The organism is Gottfriedia sp. ABJ_BB2_2, assembly GCF_055484705.1.
On the sequence record NZ_JBVFKR010000011.1, the window covers coordinates 89,970 to 109,267 of the forward strand.

Annotated in this window: 17 protein-coding genes; all 17 read right to left on the reverse strand. The window is 30.0% G+C overall.

Features of this window, described 5'->3' with window-relative positions; all coding sequences use genetic code 11:
- Positions 1-11: 11 nt before the first annotated feature.
- Positions 12-3,521 carry a S8 family serine peptidase gene (locus ACX6U0_RS18490; RefSeq protein WP_464961339.1) on the reverse strand — a complete coding sequence of 1,170 codons (3,510 nt, stop codon included), beginning with the start codon at positions 3,519-3,521 and terminating at the stop codon, positions 12-14.
- 550 nt (positions 3,522-4,071) lie between these two features.
- Positions 4,072-4,371, reverse strand: coding sequence for a VanZ family protein (locus ACX6U0_RS18495; RefSeq protein ID WP_464961362.1), 300 nt, complete (start codon positions 4,369-4,371; stop codon positions 4,072-4,074).
- 369 nt (positions 4,372-4,740) lie between these two features.
- Entirely contained in the window at positions 4,741-5,190 is a 450-nt protein-coding gene (locus tag ACX6U0_RS18500) for a hypothetical protein (protein WP_464961340.1), read from the reverse strand.
- 168 nt (positions 5,191-5,358) lie between these two features.
- Entirely contained in the window at positions 5,359-5,613 is a 255-nt protein-coding gene (locus ACX6U0_RS18505) for a hypothetical protein (protein WP_464961341.1), read from the reverse strand.
- A gap of 607 nt (positions 5,614-6,220) precedes the next feature.
- Positions 6,221-6,730 carry a hypothetical protein gene (locus ACX6U0_RS18510; RefSeq protein ID WP_464961342.1) on the reverse strand — a complete coding sequence of 170 codons (510 nt, stop codon included), beginning with the start codon at positions 6,728-6,730 and terminating at the stop codon, positions 6,221-6,223.
- 18 nt (positions 6,731-6,748) lie between these two features.
- Positions 6,749-10,168, reverse strand: coding sequence for a DNRLRE domain-containing protein (locus ACX6U0_RS18515; RefSeq protein WP_464961343.1), 3,420 nt, complete (start codon positions 10,166-10,168; stop codon positions 6,749-6,751).
- A 633-nt stretch (positions 10,169-10,801) separates the two neighbouring features.
- Positions 10,802-11,641 (reverse strand): TetR family transcriptional regulator, encoded by an 840-nt coding sequence (locus ACX6U0_RS18520; RefSeq protein ID WP_464961344.1) that lies wholly within the window; start codon positions 11,639-11,641, stop codon positions 10,802-10,804.
- Positions 11,642-11,811: 170 nt separating this feature from the next.
- The gene (locus ACX6U0_RS18525) at positions 11,812-12,213 is read right to left on the reverse strand and encodes an NUDIX domain-containing protein (RefSeq protein ID WP_464961345.1); all 402 of its coding nucleotides are present in this window, start codon (positions 12,211-12,213) and stop codon (positions 11,812-11,814) included.
- A 77-nt stretch (positions 12,214-12,290) separates the two neighbouring features.
- Positions 12,291-12,893, reverse strand: coding sequence for a hypothetical protein (locus tag ACX6U0_RS18530; protein ID WP_464961346.1), 603 nt, complete (start codon positions 12,891-12,893; stop codon positions 12,291-12,293).
- A gap of 201 nt (positions 12,894-13,094) precedes the next feature.
- Positions 13,095-13,508, reverse strand: a complete 414-nt coding sequence (locus ACX6U0_RS18535; RefSeq protein WP_464961347.1) for an NUDIX hydrolase — start codon at positions 13,506-13,508, stop codon at positions 13,095-13,097.
- A 165-nt stretch (positions 13,509-13,673) separates the two neighbouring features.
- On the reverse strand, positions 13,674-14,072 hold the full coding sequence (locus ACX6U0_RS18540) for a hypothetical protein (RefSeq protein WP_464961348.1): 399 nt from the start codon (positions 14,070-14,072) through the stop codon (positions 13,674-13,676).
- A 173-nt stretch (positions 14,073-14,245) separates the two neighbouring features.
- Positions 14,246-14,548, reverse strand: a complete 303-nt coding sequence (locus ACX6U0_RS18545) for a hypothetical protein (protein WP_464961349.1) — start codon at positions 14,546-14,548, stop codon at positions 14,246-14,248.
- Between the two features lie 194 nt (positions 14,549-14,742).
- Positions 14,743-15,465, reverse strand: a complete 723-nt coding sequence (locus ACX6U0_RS18550) for a DUF4261 domain-containing protein (RefSeq protein ID WP_464961350.1) — start codon at positions 15,463-15,465, stop codon at positions 14,743-14,745.
- A gap of 22 nt (positions 15,466-15,487) precedes the next feature.
- Entirely contained in the window at positions 15,488-16,036 is a 549-nt protein-coding gene (locus ACX6U0_RS18555; protein ID WP_464961351.1) for a hypothetical protein, read from the reverse strand.
- A gap of 189 nt (positions 16,037-16,225) precedes the next feature.
- Complete coding sequence (locus tag ACX6U0_RS18560) at positions 16,226-16,738, reverse strand: group-specific protein (RefSeq protein WP_464961352.1); 513 nt, start codon at positions 16,736-16,738, stop codon at positions 16,226-16,228.
- 176 nt (positions 16,739-16,914) lie between these two features.
- Positions 16,915-17,298, reverse strand: a complete 384-nt coding sequence (locus ACX6U0_RS18565; RefSeq protein ID WP_464961353.1) for a hypothetical protein — start codon at positions 17,296-17,298, stop codon at positions 16,915-16,917.
- Between the two features lie 222 nt (positions 17,299-17,520).
- Positions 17,521-18,621, reverse strand: coding sequence for a M48 family metallopeptidase (locus ACX6U0_RS18570; RefSeq protein ID WP_464961354.1), 1,101 nt, complete (start codon positions 18,619-18,621; stop codon positions 17,521-17,523).
- Between the last annotated feature and the right edge of the window lie 677 nt (positions 18,622-19,298).

Here is a 19,298-nt window from a genome sequence, read left to right on the forward strand (position 1 = left end):
TCTCCTTTATACTAGTTTAATAGATTTACTTTTAATTGATAATTACCTTTTGCAAAAGAAATGTAGTGATTTACTTTAATATAATATTGCGTATTAGCATTAAGATAAGTTGTCATTTTAAAATTTAATGAATTGTAATCATCATTTGAAGTTATTAATTGATTATTTAAATCTCTTAATTCACCAACTGTATCAATGTCCCCTAAACTCTCTATTGAATAATTTCCACTTATATTTGGTGTAAAAACAAAATAATCTTCATCACCCTCAGTTTCAATAGAGCCCTCTAGTGTTTGTCCATTAATTATTGGAGTTGCTAACATACTAGAATTAGAATGATCATCTCCAGTATATGTTACTTGAAACGTATAGCTACCGGTCGGATTTAAAGTTTCCTCTCCCTCACTATTTGATAAAAGTAAATAATATGTAGAATTAGCCTCTAATCTTACTATTATATTTACACTTGTATCAGTATCAGATTTATCATCACTATATTCAATATTCGCTAAATTTTGATCGAATAATTCAGCATACATGTCAAGGTTACTTTGAGTCTTAATTGAATAAATTCCTGTTGTACTTGGAGTAAACTTAAATAAATCGATATCTTCCTCATAATTCAGTGATGCATAATTTGTATTCCCGGTCTGTACAGTAGCTACGTTTTCAAATGAATTCGAATGGTCATCTGGAAAATAGTAAACTTTTAAATTATACTGACCAGTTCCTTCGTTGTTAGCATATTTTACTTGTAAATAATAAGTTTGGTTGCTAGTTAACCCTTTTACAAATCTAAGGTTTGAACTCTTACCATCATCATTAGTTTCAATTAAATTACGATTAATATCATAAAGTTCCCCATAGGTATCTGTGTTGCCAGATGTCTCAATTACGTAGGTTCCCCCACTACCAATAGTAAATCTAAAATAATCAGTATCATTTATCTTTTCAATATTGCCAGAAACATCGATACCTGTAGAAATATATGTTGCAGTATCAAAGTTGTTACCATGATCATCTTGAGTAACAGAAATTCCATATGCTCCTGTGGAACTAGAATTATAGTGTCTAACTTTTATATAATAAGTTTGATTTGCAGATAATGAATATTTCATAGAAAAGTTCGCGCCATCTCCATCATCATCATTACTAGCCAATTCTTGACCCGAAGTATTATATAAGTGACCGTAAGTATCAGTACTTCCAGATGATTCAAAGGTGTAGTTTGAAGTGACGACTGGGATAAATTTAAAATAATCAACATCTCCGGCATAATCTATAGCACCATTTAATGGTGTTGCTAAATTAATTGTAGTTGCTTGCGCCTCACTATTCCCATGATCATCACTAACTGTAATTAAAAAACCATATGCACCTGTTTGGGTACTTGAATAATGTCTAACTTTTATATAGTACATTTCATTTGCTTTAAGATTATATTCCATTGCAAAGTTAGGTGCTTTAGCGTCATCATTACTATTAATCAAATTTCCCATTGAATCATATAACTCACCAAACGTGTCAGTACTACCTGTACTTTCAAATGTGTATTTTCCTGAGCTTGGTGGAGTGAATTTAAATACATCCACATCGCCTGCATAATTTATATTACCGTTTATTAATGAATTAAGACCAACAGTATATCCTTCATTCAAAATGTTTCCATAATCGTCTGTAACTCCGTTATTGATGTATTCGATTTTATCAATTTTAAATCCATTATATTGAATCGATGAATCAGACGTTAGAGAAACTGAGATACTATTACTATTCATCCAGCTACTCCAAACATTAGAAAGTGATCCATGGAAACGATCTCCAGCACTTGTGGTAACAAAATCATAGTTAGGTTCTGTATCAATATAACTAAAATGTACTCTTATTTTCGAAGCACCTGTTTTATTAATAGACCATGAATTACTATAACTATTTGGGTAAGGATTTGGGCTGGTAAGACTATATGATTCTACTTGCCCAGTTGGGAGTAAATATTCTATTTTACTTACTTTAAACCCTTGATTTGTAACTGATCCATCAGTCCTGAAAGTTAAATCAACATATGAACCGGTTACCCAGTTACTCCAAACCCCATTATAAGTACCTGTAAAACTCTGACCATTACTTAATTCTATAACATCATAATTAGCTTCAGTATTTATGTATTCGAAATATACTCTTAGGCCTGTGGCTCCAGATTTTGATATTCTCCAGGTATTATTATAATTATTTGCGTAAGGATTAGGACTTTGTATTACATAAGATTCTTCCGTTCCATTTATCGAAACTAAATCTTCTTCTTTATTACCATTTTTCTTTTTATTCACGAGTCTAGGTTTTAATTTCTTCTTAGGCTTACCTGGTACATCAGAATAATCCTTTATATACTCGTCGTAGATATCAAGTGCATACCCAGCATTTATTAAACCATTACCATAAAAAGATTGGTCTCCTAGATTAGTTGCAGAATAATATAATAGACCTTTGATTGTATCACTAGTTACATTTAAGTTTTTACTCCATAAAAGAGCTGCAACACCTGCAACGTGTGGTGCTGCCATGGAAGTTCCATTTTTTATCCCATAATTATCATGGTTTAAAGTACTATTAATATTAACGCCAGGCGCAACAAGATCTAATTCAGGACCAATACTTGAAAAAGCCGCACGTGCATTTTTTTCATCAGTAGCTCCTACTGAAATAACATTCTCAAACTTAGCTGGATAAACTAGACTATTATTATTGTCTTTTCCATTATTTCCTGCAGATCCTATAATAAGAATCCCGTTCTCGTGTGCTAAATTTATCGCTTCCTCTAAAATTTGAGAATAATTTGTACTCCCAAAACTCATATTTATAATTTTAATTTCATTTTCAATAGCCCATTCAATTCCTTCAATTATCGAAGAATAATTTCCTACCCCTGAACTATTTAGTACTTTTACAGAATACAGGTCTACATTTGGTGCAACACCTACTATCCCTTTGTTATTAAGTGAAGCAGCAATTATACCGGCAACGTGTGTACCATGACCATTATCATCAGTGTAATTGTTATTATTCTCTGTAAATGAAACTCCTCCCTTAATCTGTAAATCTAAATGATTACTAATTCCAGTATCAAATACTGCCACTTTAACACCTTGACCAGTAATATTTGATTTAAATGATATAGGTGCATTAACTTTGTTAACTCCCCAAGGAGTAATCTCTTCAAGTGCTTCAACTTGAAAATCCTGTTCAATAAATTCTACGTAACCACTCTGTTTTAGTTCAACTACTTCTTCCTTTGATAATTTTGCTTTTATTAGCTTACTTTTTTTATATTCTTTTTCTATTTTTTTCCCTTTTTTCAAGATTTCTTTTTCTATATTTGCTTTTTGATCTTGATCCTTATATTTAATTAAAAAATCGAGATCTTTTCCTTTGCTAGATTCATTAGAATAAGTTTTAGCAAATGAGTTTAGCGGAAATGTAGCAATCATAAATATCGATAAAATTAATGCAAAAATTTTTTTCACAATTCAAATTCCTCCAATTTACAAAATATTACCATTATATAGTAACTAAGTACTAATTTAACACATAATTTATAATTTTCAACATTTTTTGCATTTTTTAAATTTTTAGATATCCGTATTCAGTAAAACTTTATTGGAGTCAGTTCGGAAATACCCAAATTAAAAAAGGATTAACTGTAAGTCAACACCGACTTATAGATAACCTTTTTTAATAAAAGTAAATTACTCAACTCTCATTAAAGTTCTGAGAAGCAATAATTTTTCTTTCTTGAGATATTTCAATTTGTTTTTGCTCTACATCTAAGGAATAATAATGAAGTCAGTTCGTTCCCATAATTAATTTACTTAATCCAAATTATATGCAGGCAACTCAATTGGATCCTTTTGTTATTAACCATAACCACAACTTCAACTTAACCGCCTGTAGTTGAATAAAAAAAGAATTTTAAGCTTAAGCATAATTTAATTAAATAAAAAAAGAGTCACAGAAGCGACTCGTGATGATGTGCAACTAACGCGCCAGTTAGTTGAATAAGGTTAATCATGTTTTTTATAAATCAGTGGTTATTTTTAGATGGTTTTTCCTTGAATTATTGATTAATTGAATGAGTTTAATTGGTATATAACCTAATAACCCTCCAAAAGTATTTAAAATTAAATCATCAATGTCAAAACTTCCAAAATCAAATAATAGCTGAATTACTTCATAAGTTAAACTTAAACTAAAAGTTGCAATAACGATAACTTTATAATTTTTGAACCTTTTCAATAATATTGGAAGGATGAAACCAAAAGGTACAAAACCTATAATGTTTCCAACTAAGTTTGTAATCCTTATATTTAAATTTATGTTGCTAAAAACAAATAATAAATAATAGTTTTTAAAGGAATAAAATTATGATCATGCCACCGTTCATCCATATTGTTAAAATTGAAATGACTGATTATTTCTGATGGAGAAACATATTTAAATAGTATTTGATTTGTAAGGGCGACAAGATACAGACAAAATGCTATAGCTAAGACAATTTTCATAAATAATTTCATTGTTCTACGACTCCTAATAATTATTAACCACCCACCAAATATAACATATTTTACCAATTATGTTATTCTCCTTGTTCAACTCTCCTACCAAATTCATAATTAAAAAAGCAGCCATTGACTGCTTTTGGTCTTCAACTAACGCGCCAGTTAGTTAAATAAGCGATATGCAAAATTAATTTATTGAATTCGCTATTTTTATAAGTTTATCTTGGGAAAATCTTGTATTCCCCTTGTACTTTAGCTCAATTTCTAATTCTTTTTTATTATTTTTCCAATTTAATAATTGCTCGCTGGATTTTTCGTGATAATAGAATTTTGTACCTGGAATTAATTTATTCTTGTTCCATTTCGGATCTTTAAACGAACTTGTATTTTCAGAGGCAGTTATTGTAATCTCCTCTTCAGAATTCTTATAAACTAATTTAATAATGTCACAGTTTCTACCACAACCTTTTGTAGTAGCATAACTTTTAGTATATTTTATCGGCATATAACCAGGTCTTACGTGAATGCCTACTGTTTTTTCTGCAAATTTTATTGGCTCTCTAATAAGCCCCGAACCAAATATAATAACAAACAATAATGTAAAAATTGCATAATAAATTATTCTCTTTTTTTTCATATATAAAATCCCTTTATTTTCACACATTTTTTGACTTAACGATTCAAAAATTATTTTACCATATTTAACTAACTACAATGTCAGGTACAGCAAAAAAGACCGCCGAAACGGTCGAACATTTTATATAACCAACGCGCCAGTTAGTTGCATAAGGAATATAAAAAATCTTTAAATATCTCTTTCAATTGTATCTTCAAATATTCTTCTATAATGTTTTAATCCAAATTTTTCTTCAAGGAAACTTATTCTTCTCCAAAACTCTTCTTCATTATATCCTTTAAAATCTTCAACCAAAGCCTCAGTAAGGTGATGAAAAGTATGGGCTATATGAAAAATCTCATCTGCAGAATCATTGCAATTTTTTATATCTAATAATGATTGGTGAACTAATACTTTGTATGCTTTTTTTCTTATATTTTCCAAGTAGAATCCTCCAACTATTTATTATCAAAGTTAATATCTTATTGAACTAACGCATCCGTTAGTTCAATAAGCGTTTTACTATTTCGTCTAATTTCGCTTTAAGTTCTTCTTCAATATCTTCTTCAAATTTTTCATTCGACTTGTCTAAGAATATAAGAAACTCTTTTGATTGTCATTCATATTTTCACACCATTTATTTACATAATAACTCCTACTCCGTCACTAATTACATCAATCACACTTCTAGAGTTGTACCATAAATCAAGAGCTTTTAGAACCTATAAATCATCTGCAGTAACAGGCTGGACATTATAGGGAGAATATATATAAATATGGAAGACCTATATTTGACATTAAATGAAGTAAATAAAATGTATTTCAAATAGTTGTTAATTCCTTTGTTTCCTGTGAAAATATGAAAAAGACTTAAATCAACTTATTAAATATCAAAAGAACCCCAAAATAATAAACTGGGGTTCTTTTGATAAACATTTTTGATTCTTAGTATTAATACTTCCATTTAAACAATCAAAAATTTATCAGTTAATTTTTGATTGTTTCTCTCAGCATTGAAAAGAAGTTAATTAGTATTTAAATCAATTGAAACCTATTCTAATGAATCTAATAAAGGTTGAATTGATTCCTTAATATATTTATTAAAAACAGTATCATTTGTAACCAAATAATAAGTTTCAAAAAATTCTTTAGCAGCTTTAATAACCTCTTTACAAAATACCTTTGGATCAAGTTCGTAATCGTTTGACTCATTACCAACTAATAAGGTAAATCCTTCATTTTTATTCGTCCTTAATACTAAATCGCAATAAAAGTCGGGAAAGAATTCATGTCCTTCTCCATTCTTTAAATAAGCTTCTACTAATTGAAAATATACAAACCACATATCAATTATTGTTCCAAAATATTGGTTACCAATAATAGTTTGATTGTTATATTGTATGTCTACAAAACCATATATTCTATCTTCACCATTAAAGGTGTTATAAATATTAGTATTATTTTTACAAAATTCCTCGTAATAAAGAGGATATTTTGACTCTGGTAAAGGATCGTTAAACCATATCCCATTTTTTGTTACATATGTTTTTACTGATAACATTTTCCTTGTCCTCACCTTTTAGTTTTTTATATAAGTTTGTCTTGGGAAAAATTGAGTAATTCTACCTGTTTCAAAATTGATACCAACTACATAATCAATACCATCTACTTTGGCTTCAAACTGGTCAAATTTTCGAGCGCCTGGTGCTACCTTCTTACCGTGAGCATCTAATACTTTACTTATAATAGTCTCTATACTTCCGTAACCCGTATTTGGTCTGAAAAATGTTTGTGGTTGACCATTTGGAGACCAGGAACCATTCCAGAATCCTGTATGATGTCTACCTAAGAAATGTTTCATGTCGTCTTTGGTAATGTTATATTTTCTACTATTATATGATAAAGTTTTAGTTTTATAGTTTTTTAAGTAATCTGTAAGCTTGCTATAATTAGCTACATTAACTGTCTTAGAAGTCTTATTGGAACCATCTTTTTTCAAAAGTGCTTTCTTTGCCCCATTTATTAATGCTTTAAGAGCATTAGCTCTTGACATTCCTCTTAATGTTGTAGGCGTACTACTTAACGGTGCTGCGAAACTTGCGATTTGCATTGATGGACTTAGATTATCTGTATTTATTTCGGTACTATCAATCAAATAGTCACTTGGTTCTTCGATATACGATGGCTCATATTCAGGGTTAATTATGAACGAATTTTCATCTAGAATAACGTTACCTTCAGCATCCATTTTTGATTCATCAACTAAAAATTGTTCAATTTCAGGTTCAGGGTTTGCTAATTCCTCTTCTTCTAATTGTTGGATTGTTTGCAAATCCTCTGCGCTTAAATCATCTTCTGTAATTACATCGCCAGATGTAAATTCCCCCTCATCAGAAATGGACAGAAGTGTTGGCTTGTAAATTTCAGAGTAGGAAGATATATTTCCACTATTATCATAGGCACTAATTTTAAAAAAGTAATTTAAATAGTTTTCGTAATCAGAATTTACATTTCTATATACAGCAAAAGGTTCATCAGTTAAATTTCTACCTAATCCATCAGTGTGCAACTGATATTTACCAGCAGAGATTTCCTGATCTGTTAACCAAATTCCTTTATCTTTCGTAGACCAGTTAGTAACATTTTTGACATCAAAACCTTGATACTCTTTTCCGTTATATATCCAAACCATATAACCAGAAGCATTTGGTACAGCGTCCCAACTTAAGTTAAAATAACCTTCATTATCAGTTATATAATCTGAGAAACCAGTAAAGTTTTTTGGAGTATCAAGTATTTTCAAACTATTCAACATAGGTTGAGATAAAGAACTTTGAGAATATACAGTTTCTCCATTTGTATTATATGCACTTAATCTAAAAAAGAAATTTTTACTAGTTGCATAACCTGTCCCCATTTTTTCGTATAACTTAAATGGTTCCTTCGGAAGGTCGTTACCTGTACCATCAGTATGGAACATTAACTTTGTAGGAGTGGCATTAGCAATTTCAGTGCTAGTCGGCCATATACCTTTACCCTTTGTTGACCAAGAAGTTACGTTTCCAACATCAATAGCTTCATACTTAGTTCCATTATATAGCCATACTTTATATCCAGATGCACCTGGTATTGGATCCCAGTTTAACTCAGCATACCCATCTATGCCTTCAACTGTATTACTATATATTTTCCCAGATGGTGCATTCGGTAACGGCAAAATAGCAGGTGTACTTGGTAACGACCTTGTACTTTCCCCTAATTGGTATTTTGTCGAAATTCTAAACCAATAATGACGAGCAGTAGGGTAATTCCCACCTGAATATTTATAAACATTCGATGGATTGACGGGAAGTTCCGAACCTAAACCATCATCATGGTGTAGTTGGTATCTGCCAGATACTTTCGGCCAAATTTTTTTATTCTTTGTACTCCATGAAGTTGTATTTCCATCACCTTGTACAGGGAATTCTTCATAACTTACTCCGTTAAAAATCCAAACGGAATAACCCGTAGCCCCCTTTACTTTTTCCCAGCTTAAGTCAATATAACCTGTTCCATCTGAATTAGTATAAACTTTACTTTTTGGTGGATTTGGAACAGGAATTGTATAAGCAATTGATAAATATGGTTTATTTGTAGCATTTGCCGAAGATACAATTTTTTTCCAATATGTTTGACCATTGCCATTTGTATGCAATTTAAATCCATAATTCGGAATTGAGCCATCTGCCCATCCTTTAACTGTTGATGTGACGTTAAAAGCTGCCCATTGATTAATCCCTACACTATCTGATGCTATATTCGTAGAACTAGGCTTAGTGTTCCAGGTAACCGAATTTGGACTAAAATCTGTATCATTACGATCTAACCATATCCCATTCGGTGTTGGACTTGCATAGTAATGATGAGTGACATAAGCATAAAATGTAGCGCGATCTATGTTTAGACCTTGTATGCTTGCAATTGGGTTCTTAAGTAAAGCATAATTTGTTCCGGTTGTTGTTCCATAATAACCAACTGGTAATACGTATTCACCTAATGCTTCTGACCATTTGCTTGCAGGATCTTCATAATTTTTTGTCGGTTCTAAGTTAGAAACGTAAGTGTCTGTTGAAATTGAAATTGAAGTTGTTGGATCAATGAAAACAGGATATTTACGAGCTGGATCTTCTAACCAGTTTGGGTCTGCATTTACAATTAATTGATAGCCTCCATCAATCTTTACCAAGGAGTACGTTACATCATTTGATGAAACTCCCTCTCCCAAGTGCTCATCATAATTGGAATCTGTCATAATTGGTGCTGGTAAGTTAAATATTTCCTTTTCGTCATCGTCGACAAATGAAATTGATGTGTCATCAGATTTCACTGCTTTTAATTCAGTTTTTATTTGGAAGGTAAATTTATGAAAACCTTCATAACTATTTAAGATTATATCTTCTTTAGAATTTTGGTTGAACGTAAAGTTTCTTAAATCAATTTTTGGGAATATCTCTTTGTAGAAAAGTTGATTATCCTCTGTTTTATAAGTTGCTTCTGAATCATTTACTTTAGTAGAGTCTACACCATTTCCGGAAGCTTCTAAAATTGAAAACTCTATCAAATGATTTTTATATTCAAAAGTAGCATATTTACCATTTTCCATTTTAGTAAGGAAATTAGTCTTCAATTTTGTATTTTCTGTTTCAATTAAATTGGAATTTTGTTGATTTGGTGTTAAATCTGCCGATATTTCTTCATATTGACCATCTTCTTTTGTATGAATAGGTTCGAAAAATATCTTTTTAGTATAAGAACCATTACCGTTGTAATAATCTTTAGAATTTTCCGTTCTTTGTTCGATAATTTCACCTATTTCCATGGTCGGTGAATCATTTGTAACTTCGTTTATATGAGTTGTCGTATTGTCCTCAGCAATACCTTTAATAGGTATTGAATTTAGTACAAGTACCAAAACAAATAAACTAATAAAATATTGCTTAAAGTTTTGTTTTTTCATGCTGTCAAACCCCTTAAATTAAATTTTCATTATAAAACTATTAAAAATGAGTCCTCCTTTTTTAATCAAAACCCTATTCATTATAATTCCATTAAAATATTATTACAATTTTTATTTTTTATTTTTATAAATTTTTTAAATTATTTAATTGAACTAAAAAAGACTCCTCGGTAACCGAGAAATCTTTATAGTACAATTCTACTCGGCTCTCATTTTATTCTGAGAAGTAGTAATTTTACGTTCGAGCGATATCTAACGTTGTTTTTGCTCTACATATAACGGAATAACAATGAAATCAATTCGTTCATCTACCACTTTTCTTTCTTTTAGACTAACCGTACCCCTTAAAATAAATTTATCTTATAATATATTGTCCGTTGTACCGTACAATTAAAGTACTTAATCCAAATCCATCAACAATAGCATCCGTGTTAAATTTAGGTGTTAGGATGATCGAATAATGTTAAACCTCTTTTTGTTGTTCAACTAAAGCGCCAGTTAGTTGAACAAGTGATAACTTATACTTCTATAATAATTATAAACATAAATTCCAAAAGGAAAAAGAGCTGCCATTGCAACTCATTATATGCAAATCAATATTTTAATTTAGTAGCCAGTTTTCAAGGTGAGGTATTAAGAAAAATTGAATTCATCATCTATAATTATCCTATGTAATTTTATATTTTCATCAGATATAGAAATGAAATGGTTTCTTTCTCCATTACTAATCCCTCTTATAATCCCATTAATATTCCCTATCTTTTCGAGTTTTTTCTTTCCAATTTCCCAACAAAAAAGCTCACCGCTTGAATCATACCTACCATAAAAGTAAGCATATTTACCTCTAATACAAATAGCATTAGAACCTCGTAATTTTGGTGGGACTTTATAAGTTTTTATTTCTCTTGATTCAGGGTAAAGTTGTATCAAAGGGAATTCAGAATATGGGAATAACCAAATGGATGATCCCCTTCCTTTAGTAATCGCATAACAATCATCTATAGGTGGCCTATTTAATAAGTCTGAATGATACCTAAAAATGATTTTACCATTCAAACAGAATAATACTAAACCCTCTGTCGATATTCCATTTCCAAAGACACCTTCATCAAAGTAACTGATCCAAATACCTTCCTCACCTACTTCGACATCTTCAACTCCATCTCCACAATTAAAAGAATCTATTACTATACCATCTAAGTTTAAAATAAAAACATTATCCTTATTAGAATCGTCTCTAGTATCGACAATAATAATTGTATTATTATCAACCCACCTTACAATTGGAAAGTCTATCTTAATGTTTAGTGAAAGAAAAATTTCATCATTAAAGTAGAGCATAAACTTCTTTTTTTCTTTTAAAATCACTACTAGTCCATACTCGTCTTTCCAATCTGCATCAAATATTTCGTATGTCTCTAGTTTAGATGCCACTTTTGAAAATAATACAGTATCTAAGATTAATTCATTCAAATAAATCCCTCCAATGCAACTAATTTTTATTGGTAAAATTCGAAATTAATATACACTAACTATATAATCAACTAAACTGCTAATTTGCACAATAAAAAAAATCGACTAAACAAGTCGATCGTGTACTACAACTAACGCGCCAGTTAGTTCAATAAGAAACTCGAATTTAACTACTCTACCAATAATTCCAAAGTTCTAATTACCTCTGACACTTGGATATCATCTGCCATTTCTTTAATCGGTAGCCATTTAAATTCTTTCAACTCTTGCTGTTCTAACGGTAATTCAGGGTCAAAGCCTAACTGAGGTGTTGAATTTCGTTCTAGTGTTTGTACCAAGAAACACTTTTCAACACCATGCTCATAATTATTTGTATATAAATGTTTAATTACCTTGACCTTTAAATTAACTTCTTCTTGTACTTCTCTAATTACAGCTTCTTCGAATGTCTCATGGTTTTCAAGTCCACCACCTGGCAATGTCCAAAAGTGCTTTTCACCTTTAATTATGTGAACCATAAGGATATTATCATTCTCAATTATTGCTGCAAATGCTCTTGATCTATTACTCAATGTTTCACCTCACGATAATCGAAAATTACACTTATTTAACTAACGCGCCAGTTAGTTAAAGATCAAATTTTAAATATTTATTCAATTTCTTTTTCGTAATTAACCCAACTCATTTCTTCAATTCCAATTATTTCTTTAAATTCTTCACATAATTCCATTGCGTCGTCTATATCAGGAGCATAAGCTACATTTAATATCTTCTTCAATTGTTCAATTTTATCATTATCGATTTCAAACAGTCTAAAACTTTCAACATTACAATCATTAAAGATATTTTGATAGTATTCTTCAAACACATTTTTTTCTTCTAATTCTTCTCTTAAACCTTCAATTTCTCCAAAATTCTTTCTCATCTCCACTGGATCTCTTTCCATTCCAATCTCATACAATAATTCATCTTCATATTCCAAAGATACATGCAGGTAGGCAATTTCCTCACTCTTATGTATGATACTGTAACCCCAATAGTGATCAGAAAAATTATAAAAATATAAAACTGGCCTCTCGTTAGATAGTATATAAATATAATCAGGTACCTCAGATTCAACATATAAATCCTTTGTTAAGTAAACAAGCCAATCCGAATTAATTTTGCTAATTTTCGACTCGGGAATCGCAAACTTTCTAACTATTGCTTCATTATTTGCTAACAAAAGATTTCCAGAAGTAAATTCGCTCATTTTGTTCTCCTTTTTAAGTTTAATTAATAACGTTAGATTTTCGTCAATCATAAGTAGTTTTACTTATAATATCGGCTGAAATGAGCTTCATTTAATTAAGCAAAATAAACAAAAAAATTAGGGTTAATATAAAAAAATAGACTACCGAAGTAGTCCATGGTTGTATAACTAACGCATACGTTAGTTGAAGAAGAAGTAACGCTATTTTATATTTTTTAGACAGTCTATTAAAAAACTTCGATCTTCCGGAAATGTTAAATCTAAATCTTTTATTTCTTCTGAGGATTTCCATTCTATGTCATAAATTAAGTTATCAGGATCTTGTATTTTTCTCACCCCACCGATTACTTTAACTAAAAAATAGTGAGCTTCAAAAGATATATTAAATCTTTCATAAAAACCCTTTTTTACTTTTATCTCCTTAATTACTTCAACTATATATCCCGTTTCTTCCTCAATTTCTCTAATACAACATTCCTCAAAAGATTCGTTCTCTTCTCTACCTCCTGATGGAAAAGACCACGTTTTTTTCTCTTCAGGCCTTCCTTGTAAAACCATTAGCAACTCATTATTTTCATTTATACATATTCCTGACGACCCAAACCATATTTGCATATTAATTCTCCTTATTAATTAAGACCATTTTAAGTAATAAATTTCTTTGCAAATATTTAAAATCCTCTTTAAATATACTGCCTTAACGGCAAAAAGAGGATAATCGGTTAATGATTATCCTCTTTTTTTGTTCAACTAAAGCGATCGTTAGTTGAAGAAGATCAGTTATTCGTTTTCGTAACAGCTTATCGATAAATGTATACCTAACTCACCTATTAACTTAAGAGCTTCTGGTTCTAGAGAAAAATTGCATTGTTCTCTATAAAATACACCTATAACTAAGTCAATCTCATCTACTCCACATTTTTTAAAATCATCTATAAAATCATATAATGTCTTTGCAACCAAATAAATCTTATTATTATAATCCAAATACACTATACCTTCTGGCGGAAATAGAACACCAGACCCATATTTTACAGGTTGTCCCTTAAAAGGACCTTTTGTTCCAATTTCTCCTACTTCTTTTTTCTGCATCAGTTTTACTCCAGTTAATTCTTCTACCTTTTTTGGAGAAAATTTGTCTCCGGATAAATGACATCTAACATCCAATTCTTCTATCATCTATATCCTCACTTGTTTGATTATTTCACTAAATTAGTTAGTTTTAATATTAATTATATCTAATTGTAAAGAATCCTTCATCCATTCTGACAAATAAGTAAATAAAAAAAGTCGCATTAGCGACTCGTGAACTTATTAAACTAACGCATCCGTTAGTTGCATAAGAGATATAATTATTCTGAGAACAACCAAGGGATTGCTGGTGGTATTCCAGCTTCAGGTAATAGATAAATAAATACGAAATAACAACAAATTAATACCCCAAATATCATTACGAATACAGAAAGTAATGGATTTACTCTCTTGAATATCCCAACCATCCCACAAATAAAGCTAGATAAACCTAGGAATAGTTCAAAAAATGCTACTGGATATACACTATAATGTTCCATTACAAAAATTCTAATAAAGTTAAAAGCAGTAATAAATGCAATAAATAACAGTTGTAAAATTAATCCTAAAACAGGAATACTCATTTGAAAACACCGTCCTAATTGATAACTCAAACTGAAGTATATCAACAATTTACCATTAAGTCTTTGAAAATATTATTTGTACATTTCATTTGATTCTGGTAAAAAGTACAATAAAAAAATCGACTAAATAGTCGATCATGTTGTTTAACTAACGCATCCGTTAGTTACATAAGAAATATAATAAATGTTTATTATTATATTGGCTTTAATTCTAGTAATCCAAATGGGTTAAAAAACAAATCCTCTTGATCATATCTAAAATCATTAATTGCAGTTATCTTTAATACAGGTGTATCTTCGCTGATACTAAATGTTTCTCCATTATTAAAAGTGGGGTTCTCAACTATATTATAGAGATTAAAATTATTTAAAATATCGGCAGCTTCTTCAGTGTCAATTGTAGACGGAATTACAACGTCTGGAAGACCAAATGCCTTCATACCACATGAGAAATAACACTCATCTTCCCCGATAAGAGTGACAAAATGTGAATAGAGAGGAAAAAAATCTTTATTCGATTGAAGTTCGTTCCAATCCTCTTTTGTGTATGCAACACCAGAAGATTCAATTTTAACTGCTAATCCACCTGCTTTTAGTAAGGCAACTCCTACATCTACAACTTCTTTTACATCGCCTATATCTTTTACATCTGCAATAATATATATAGTATAGGTATGTTGTTCAATATCATCTAATAAAGATTGTTGAAAGGTATCTCTACTTGCATATATGAATGCTTCCTTTAGATTTGGTTCATAATCATAGACTTCAACTTGAAATCCAATGTTTTTTTGTGAGTTATGAATGATATTTCCAGCCATCAAATAACCTTCACTTTTAGAAGCAACTGACTGAATTATTTCAGTTCTATTTTTCCAATTACCAGGAATTCCAATAATAATTTGAGTTTCTGACATAAATATGTGACCCCTTTTGGCGTTAATTGTTTCGTTTAGAAAGAACATTATTATTTTTATCATAGAAATTAAATTCAGCAGGAAATGGTTTTTCTATTTTCTTTGGTAATTTTTTATATTTGATAAAGTATCGTTCTGTTGAAACATTTACTGTAAAAGTGTATTTTTCATTTAATAACCTTGCAGCAATATGATCTATTTTCGTTTGGTTAACACCAGTCAAAACACCAAAATGCCCTTTATTTGTCTTAATTGCAGAATACTTAACTTTATTAGTGCCATATCTTGCACCTTCAATTTTCATTTTGTTATTCAAACCCTTTTTAAGTATAGCGTATCCAAGCATTTTTTCAGTATTGAACGAAGCTAAATAAGTATTTGAATCTGCCAATCGAACAACTTCGATTATTTTAGGATCCATTTTATTAACTTCGCCTCTATTAATAAATTTATTTACATTTATCTGAATGGATTCTTTATTATTTCTCACATTAAATTGGTTATTGTAATAAATTAAATACCCTATAACTCCTATAATGAGAAATATAATTAGTATTTTTATTTTCTTCATGAATTTCTCCCTACATTGATGATAGTCCAATTATAAACAATTTCCCCACAAGTATGTACTTAATTATTGTTAAGTATCAAGACATCAACTATTTCAATAATTTTGCATTGCACAAAAAAAGAGACTGCATAAGCAGCCTTCATGAAATTGAACTAATGCGCAAGTTAGTTCAATATGCAAAAATTATGATTACTTGTAGCTCTCACTCCAATTTATTACCTCTGCATTTAATACACTTACTACTCCTAAACTTAAAATGTGAGGAATAAATGGAAACATCCCAAACTTATTGCCTTTCTTATTTTCTTCCTCATAGTAATTTCGGGTATCTATTGGAAGCTCAGTAATTTCTTCATATTCCTCTATATCTATAAAATGAACATCTTCGCTATTTATTTTCGCAGCAGGTCCTATATAATTTTCTTTACTGTATAAATAAACCACATTCTTATTATTTACTAAGTTTTTAGTCGGGATCTTATAAAACATTAAATCTATTTTTACTTTAACACCAACAGTTCTAAGGGCATCATAGACAAGATGTGGATGTAAAGGTAATAAATGAATAACATCATTCCACAAGCAATTCAATTTTGGAATTTCTTTTGCCAAAAGTTTTGGTCGTTCAGGGTGGTCATAGTACTTTTTTGCATACTGTTTATATAGTTCTGAATCCATAACCTTTATTTTATTTAAGGACATAAGTGTTTCTCCACTCATATTTCTTGGAACCATATGATAAACGTATTTAATAAAATCTCCCCCTTTTTTTGGCTTTATTCATAATTATATTTTCATTTATATTAGTCCTTCTTATTGAACTATATTGCATGTACTAGAAAAAAGACCGACCAAACAGTCGATCATGTATAATTCAGTTATTCAATTACATTACGTACATTTAATATGCCATCTTCAGACCTTGTAATAATAACTGTATCACCAACTCTAAGCGTTGGATGTGCCTGTTTGTCTATAATATCTTGGTCAGTAAATCCATCCTTACTTCCATCATCGCAAATAGCTTGATGAAGTTTATTCTCTGCATAAGCAACTTCAACAACTTCACACTCGGTAATATGAATGCTTGTGACAACCTTAATGGAGTCTTTTTTTTCAGGTATTGTAAAATGTGCTTTCGTTTGAGTATTATTGGCTACAACCGGTAGTTCTTTGACGCGATAAAAGTTAAAAATAACGATACTTACGATCAGTCCTAGGCTAACTACAATTGCGGCTAAGATAATTCCCACCTTTTTCATTTAATTCTCCTTCATTTAAAGTAAATATTTCATTTTTTATCTTAATCTTTACCTTATTCCCTAAAATATTAATTAATTCCTTCTTGAATTAATCTGCCAAATAGTGAAATAGAGGATGACCGATTACGATCACCCTCTTTTTGTTATTAAACGCCAGTTTGTTCAAGAACTCTATATATTTGATGATTGGCCCCCGGAGGTGTAATTCAAATAATAATAACATTACTCATACATAAATGATGAACCAGCTAAATGTTGATATAGGTAATAATTATATTGTTTAGTCATATTAACTTCTATGTAACCTAGATGGTTAATTAATTCTAGTGACTTTTCATTTTCATCGTGTTTGGTTTTAACATTTGGTAGGTTTAAAATTCTATTTAATAAAGAAGGATGTGAATTATACTCGTCTTCATTTGCTTTTAATGCTTCTACCAATGATTCATCAATATATTTCGTGTAATCTCCAATATACTCCCGGTAATGATTAAAGTAATTTTCAAATTCAAAACCGTGAACAATTTTTTCACTCATATGCTCATCAATTAAACGATCATATACATCCCCATGACTAACTATCTTACATAAAGCTTCTTTAACAATCTCATTTCCACAAATTAATGTTGCAATGTAATCAGCCCTGTACTCTCTATCTCTTGACATACTCATATTATATTTATGAAAAATTCTAAGATAATACTTCATTAGCAAATTTGGTAAAATCATTGGGACTGAAATAATGCCTAAATGTCTACCATTGTAATTAAAGACTGATGATATATAGTCTAGATAGGTAGCAGCACCCTTATAGACTGGAAGTACAATACGGCTATAAAATAAGTCTCTGCCTGTAAAATGTGCAAATTCATGAGCTAATATTGCTCTAAGTTCATTAATAGTTAATACATTTAATAATGGTAAACTAATTGATAATATCCTACCTTTTGCAACTCCGTTAAAGACTCTAATTTTTCCATTTGATACGAAAAAATTTGACTTTATATGTAAAATGATTGAATCTGGCATTTTAGTATTCATTTCTTTTGAAAGTTCATTAATAAGGTTGTGTAGTTTTGGATGATCGGAATGATTAATTAAAATTGCAGGTTCAAAGTGCTTATTTCCAAATAAGGTAGATACGATTGCTATTACACTGCTTATTAGTCCAATTAAAATTCCAAAGAAAGGTAATGCTGCAAGTAAATAAATGGCTAAATTTGCAAATCCCATTTCACCTACAAATTTATTAATTAAATAATTAATGAAAAGAATTAATCCGCACCCAATCAAAACTATTAATAATGTTGAAATTATAATCATTAGATATACTCCAGGAACAAATAAAAGAGATGCGAAAATTTTCTTTTTTGATATTTGGGGTTCACATACTTTTCTATTCTCTAACAATCTTACACTTCCTTTTTTATGTGTTTACACAGTATTTAAGTTAATTTATTCAACGAGATAGTTTTTTAATCCTGCATCAACTTAAAATCAGAGGAATCTTCTTATACTAAATCCTGTTATAAAAAAGTTGTAAGTAACTTCACATTTTTCACCACTATCATGGAAATGCTAACAGTCCTGATATAAAGGCTTCTGTAATATAAAAACATTATCAAATAGAAAGTACATTGTTGCTCGAAAAGTCCCCTTCAATCATAAAACCCGCCCCTATTTGTGAAGCATTTCACTTAAACTATACTGCCATTTAGTTTAAGTGATAAATGTCACAATTAAAGATCAATATTGCAAATACAAAAAAAGAGGCTACCGTAAACATAGTTTACATCATAGCCTCTTTTTAAGATTAAACTTAAGCTTTAATTGGTTTTCTTATTACTACTCGTTCATCGACTTCACTTACATGAAAATCTTCTTTTGTTGGAATATTTTCATTTTCGAAATGGTTCATTTTTTCCAACTCCTAGTTTTGTTTTAAATAACTTATAAGTGTACACTTGTCATAATTACTTATAACGTTATGTCAAGCTTAA

Excerpts from the sequence above, each read along its gene's own strand:
- ACX6U0_RS18545 (WP_464961349.1), bottom strand. The coding sequence starts at position 14,548 with ATGAGTATTCCTGTTTTAGGATTAATTTTACAACTGTTATTTATTGCA.
- ACX6U0_RS18550 (WP_464961350.1), bottom strand. The coding sequence starts at position 15,465 with ATGTCAGAAACTCAAATTATTATTGGAATTCCTGGTAATTGGAAAAAT.
- ACX6U0_RS18535 (WP_464961347.1), bottom strand. The coding sequence starts at position 13,508 with ATGCAAATATGGTTTGGGTCGTCAGGAATATGTATAAATGAAAATAAT.
- ACX6U0_RS18530 (WP_464961346.1), bottom strand. The coding sequence starts at position 12,893 with ATGAGCGAATTTACTTCTGGAAATCTTTTGTTAGCAAATAATGAAGCA.
- ACX6U0_RS18500 (WP_464961340.1), bottom strand. The coding sequence starts at position 5,190 with ATGAAAAAAAAGAGAATAATTTATTATGCAATTTTTACATTATTGTTT.
- ACX6U0_RS18570 (WP_464961354.1), bottom strand. The coding sequence starts at position 18,621 with ATGATTATAATTTCAACATTATTAATAGTTTTGATTGGGTGCGGATTA.
- ACX6U0_RS18510 (WP_464961342.1), bottom strand. The coding sequence starts at position 6,730 with ATGTTATCAGTAAAAACATATGTAACAAAAAATGGGATATGGTTTAAC.
- ACX6U0_RS18560 (WP_464961352.1), bottom strand. The coding sequence starts at position 16,738 with ATGTCCTTAAATAAAATAAAGGTTATGGATTCAGAACTATATAAACAG.
- ACX6U0_RS18540 (WP_464961348.1), bottom strand. The coding sequence starts at position 14,072 with ATGATAGAAGAATTGGATGTTAGATGTCATTTATCCGGAGACAAATTT.
- ACX6U0_RS18555 (WP_464961351.1), bottom strand. The coding sequence starts at position 16,036 with ATGAAGAAAATAAAAATACTAATTATATTTCTCATTATAGGAGTTATA.
- ACX6U0_RS18515 (WP_464961343.1), bottom strand. The coding sequence starts at position 10,168 with ATGAAAAAACAAAACTTTAAGCAATATTTTATTAGTTTATTTGTTTTG.
- ACX6U0_RS18565 (WP_464961353.1), bottom strand. The coding sequence starts at position 17,298 with ATGAAAAAGGTGGGAATTATCTTAGCCGCAATTGTAGTTAGCCTAGGA.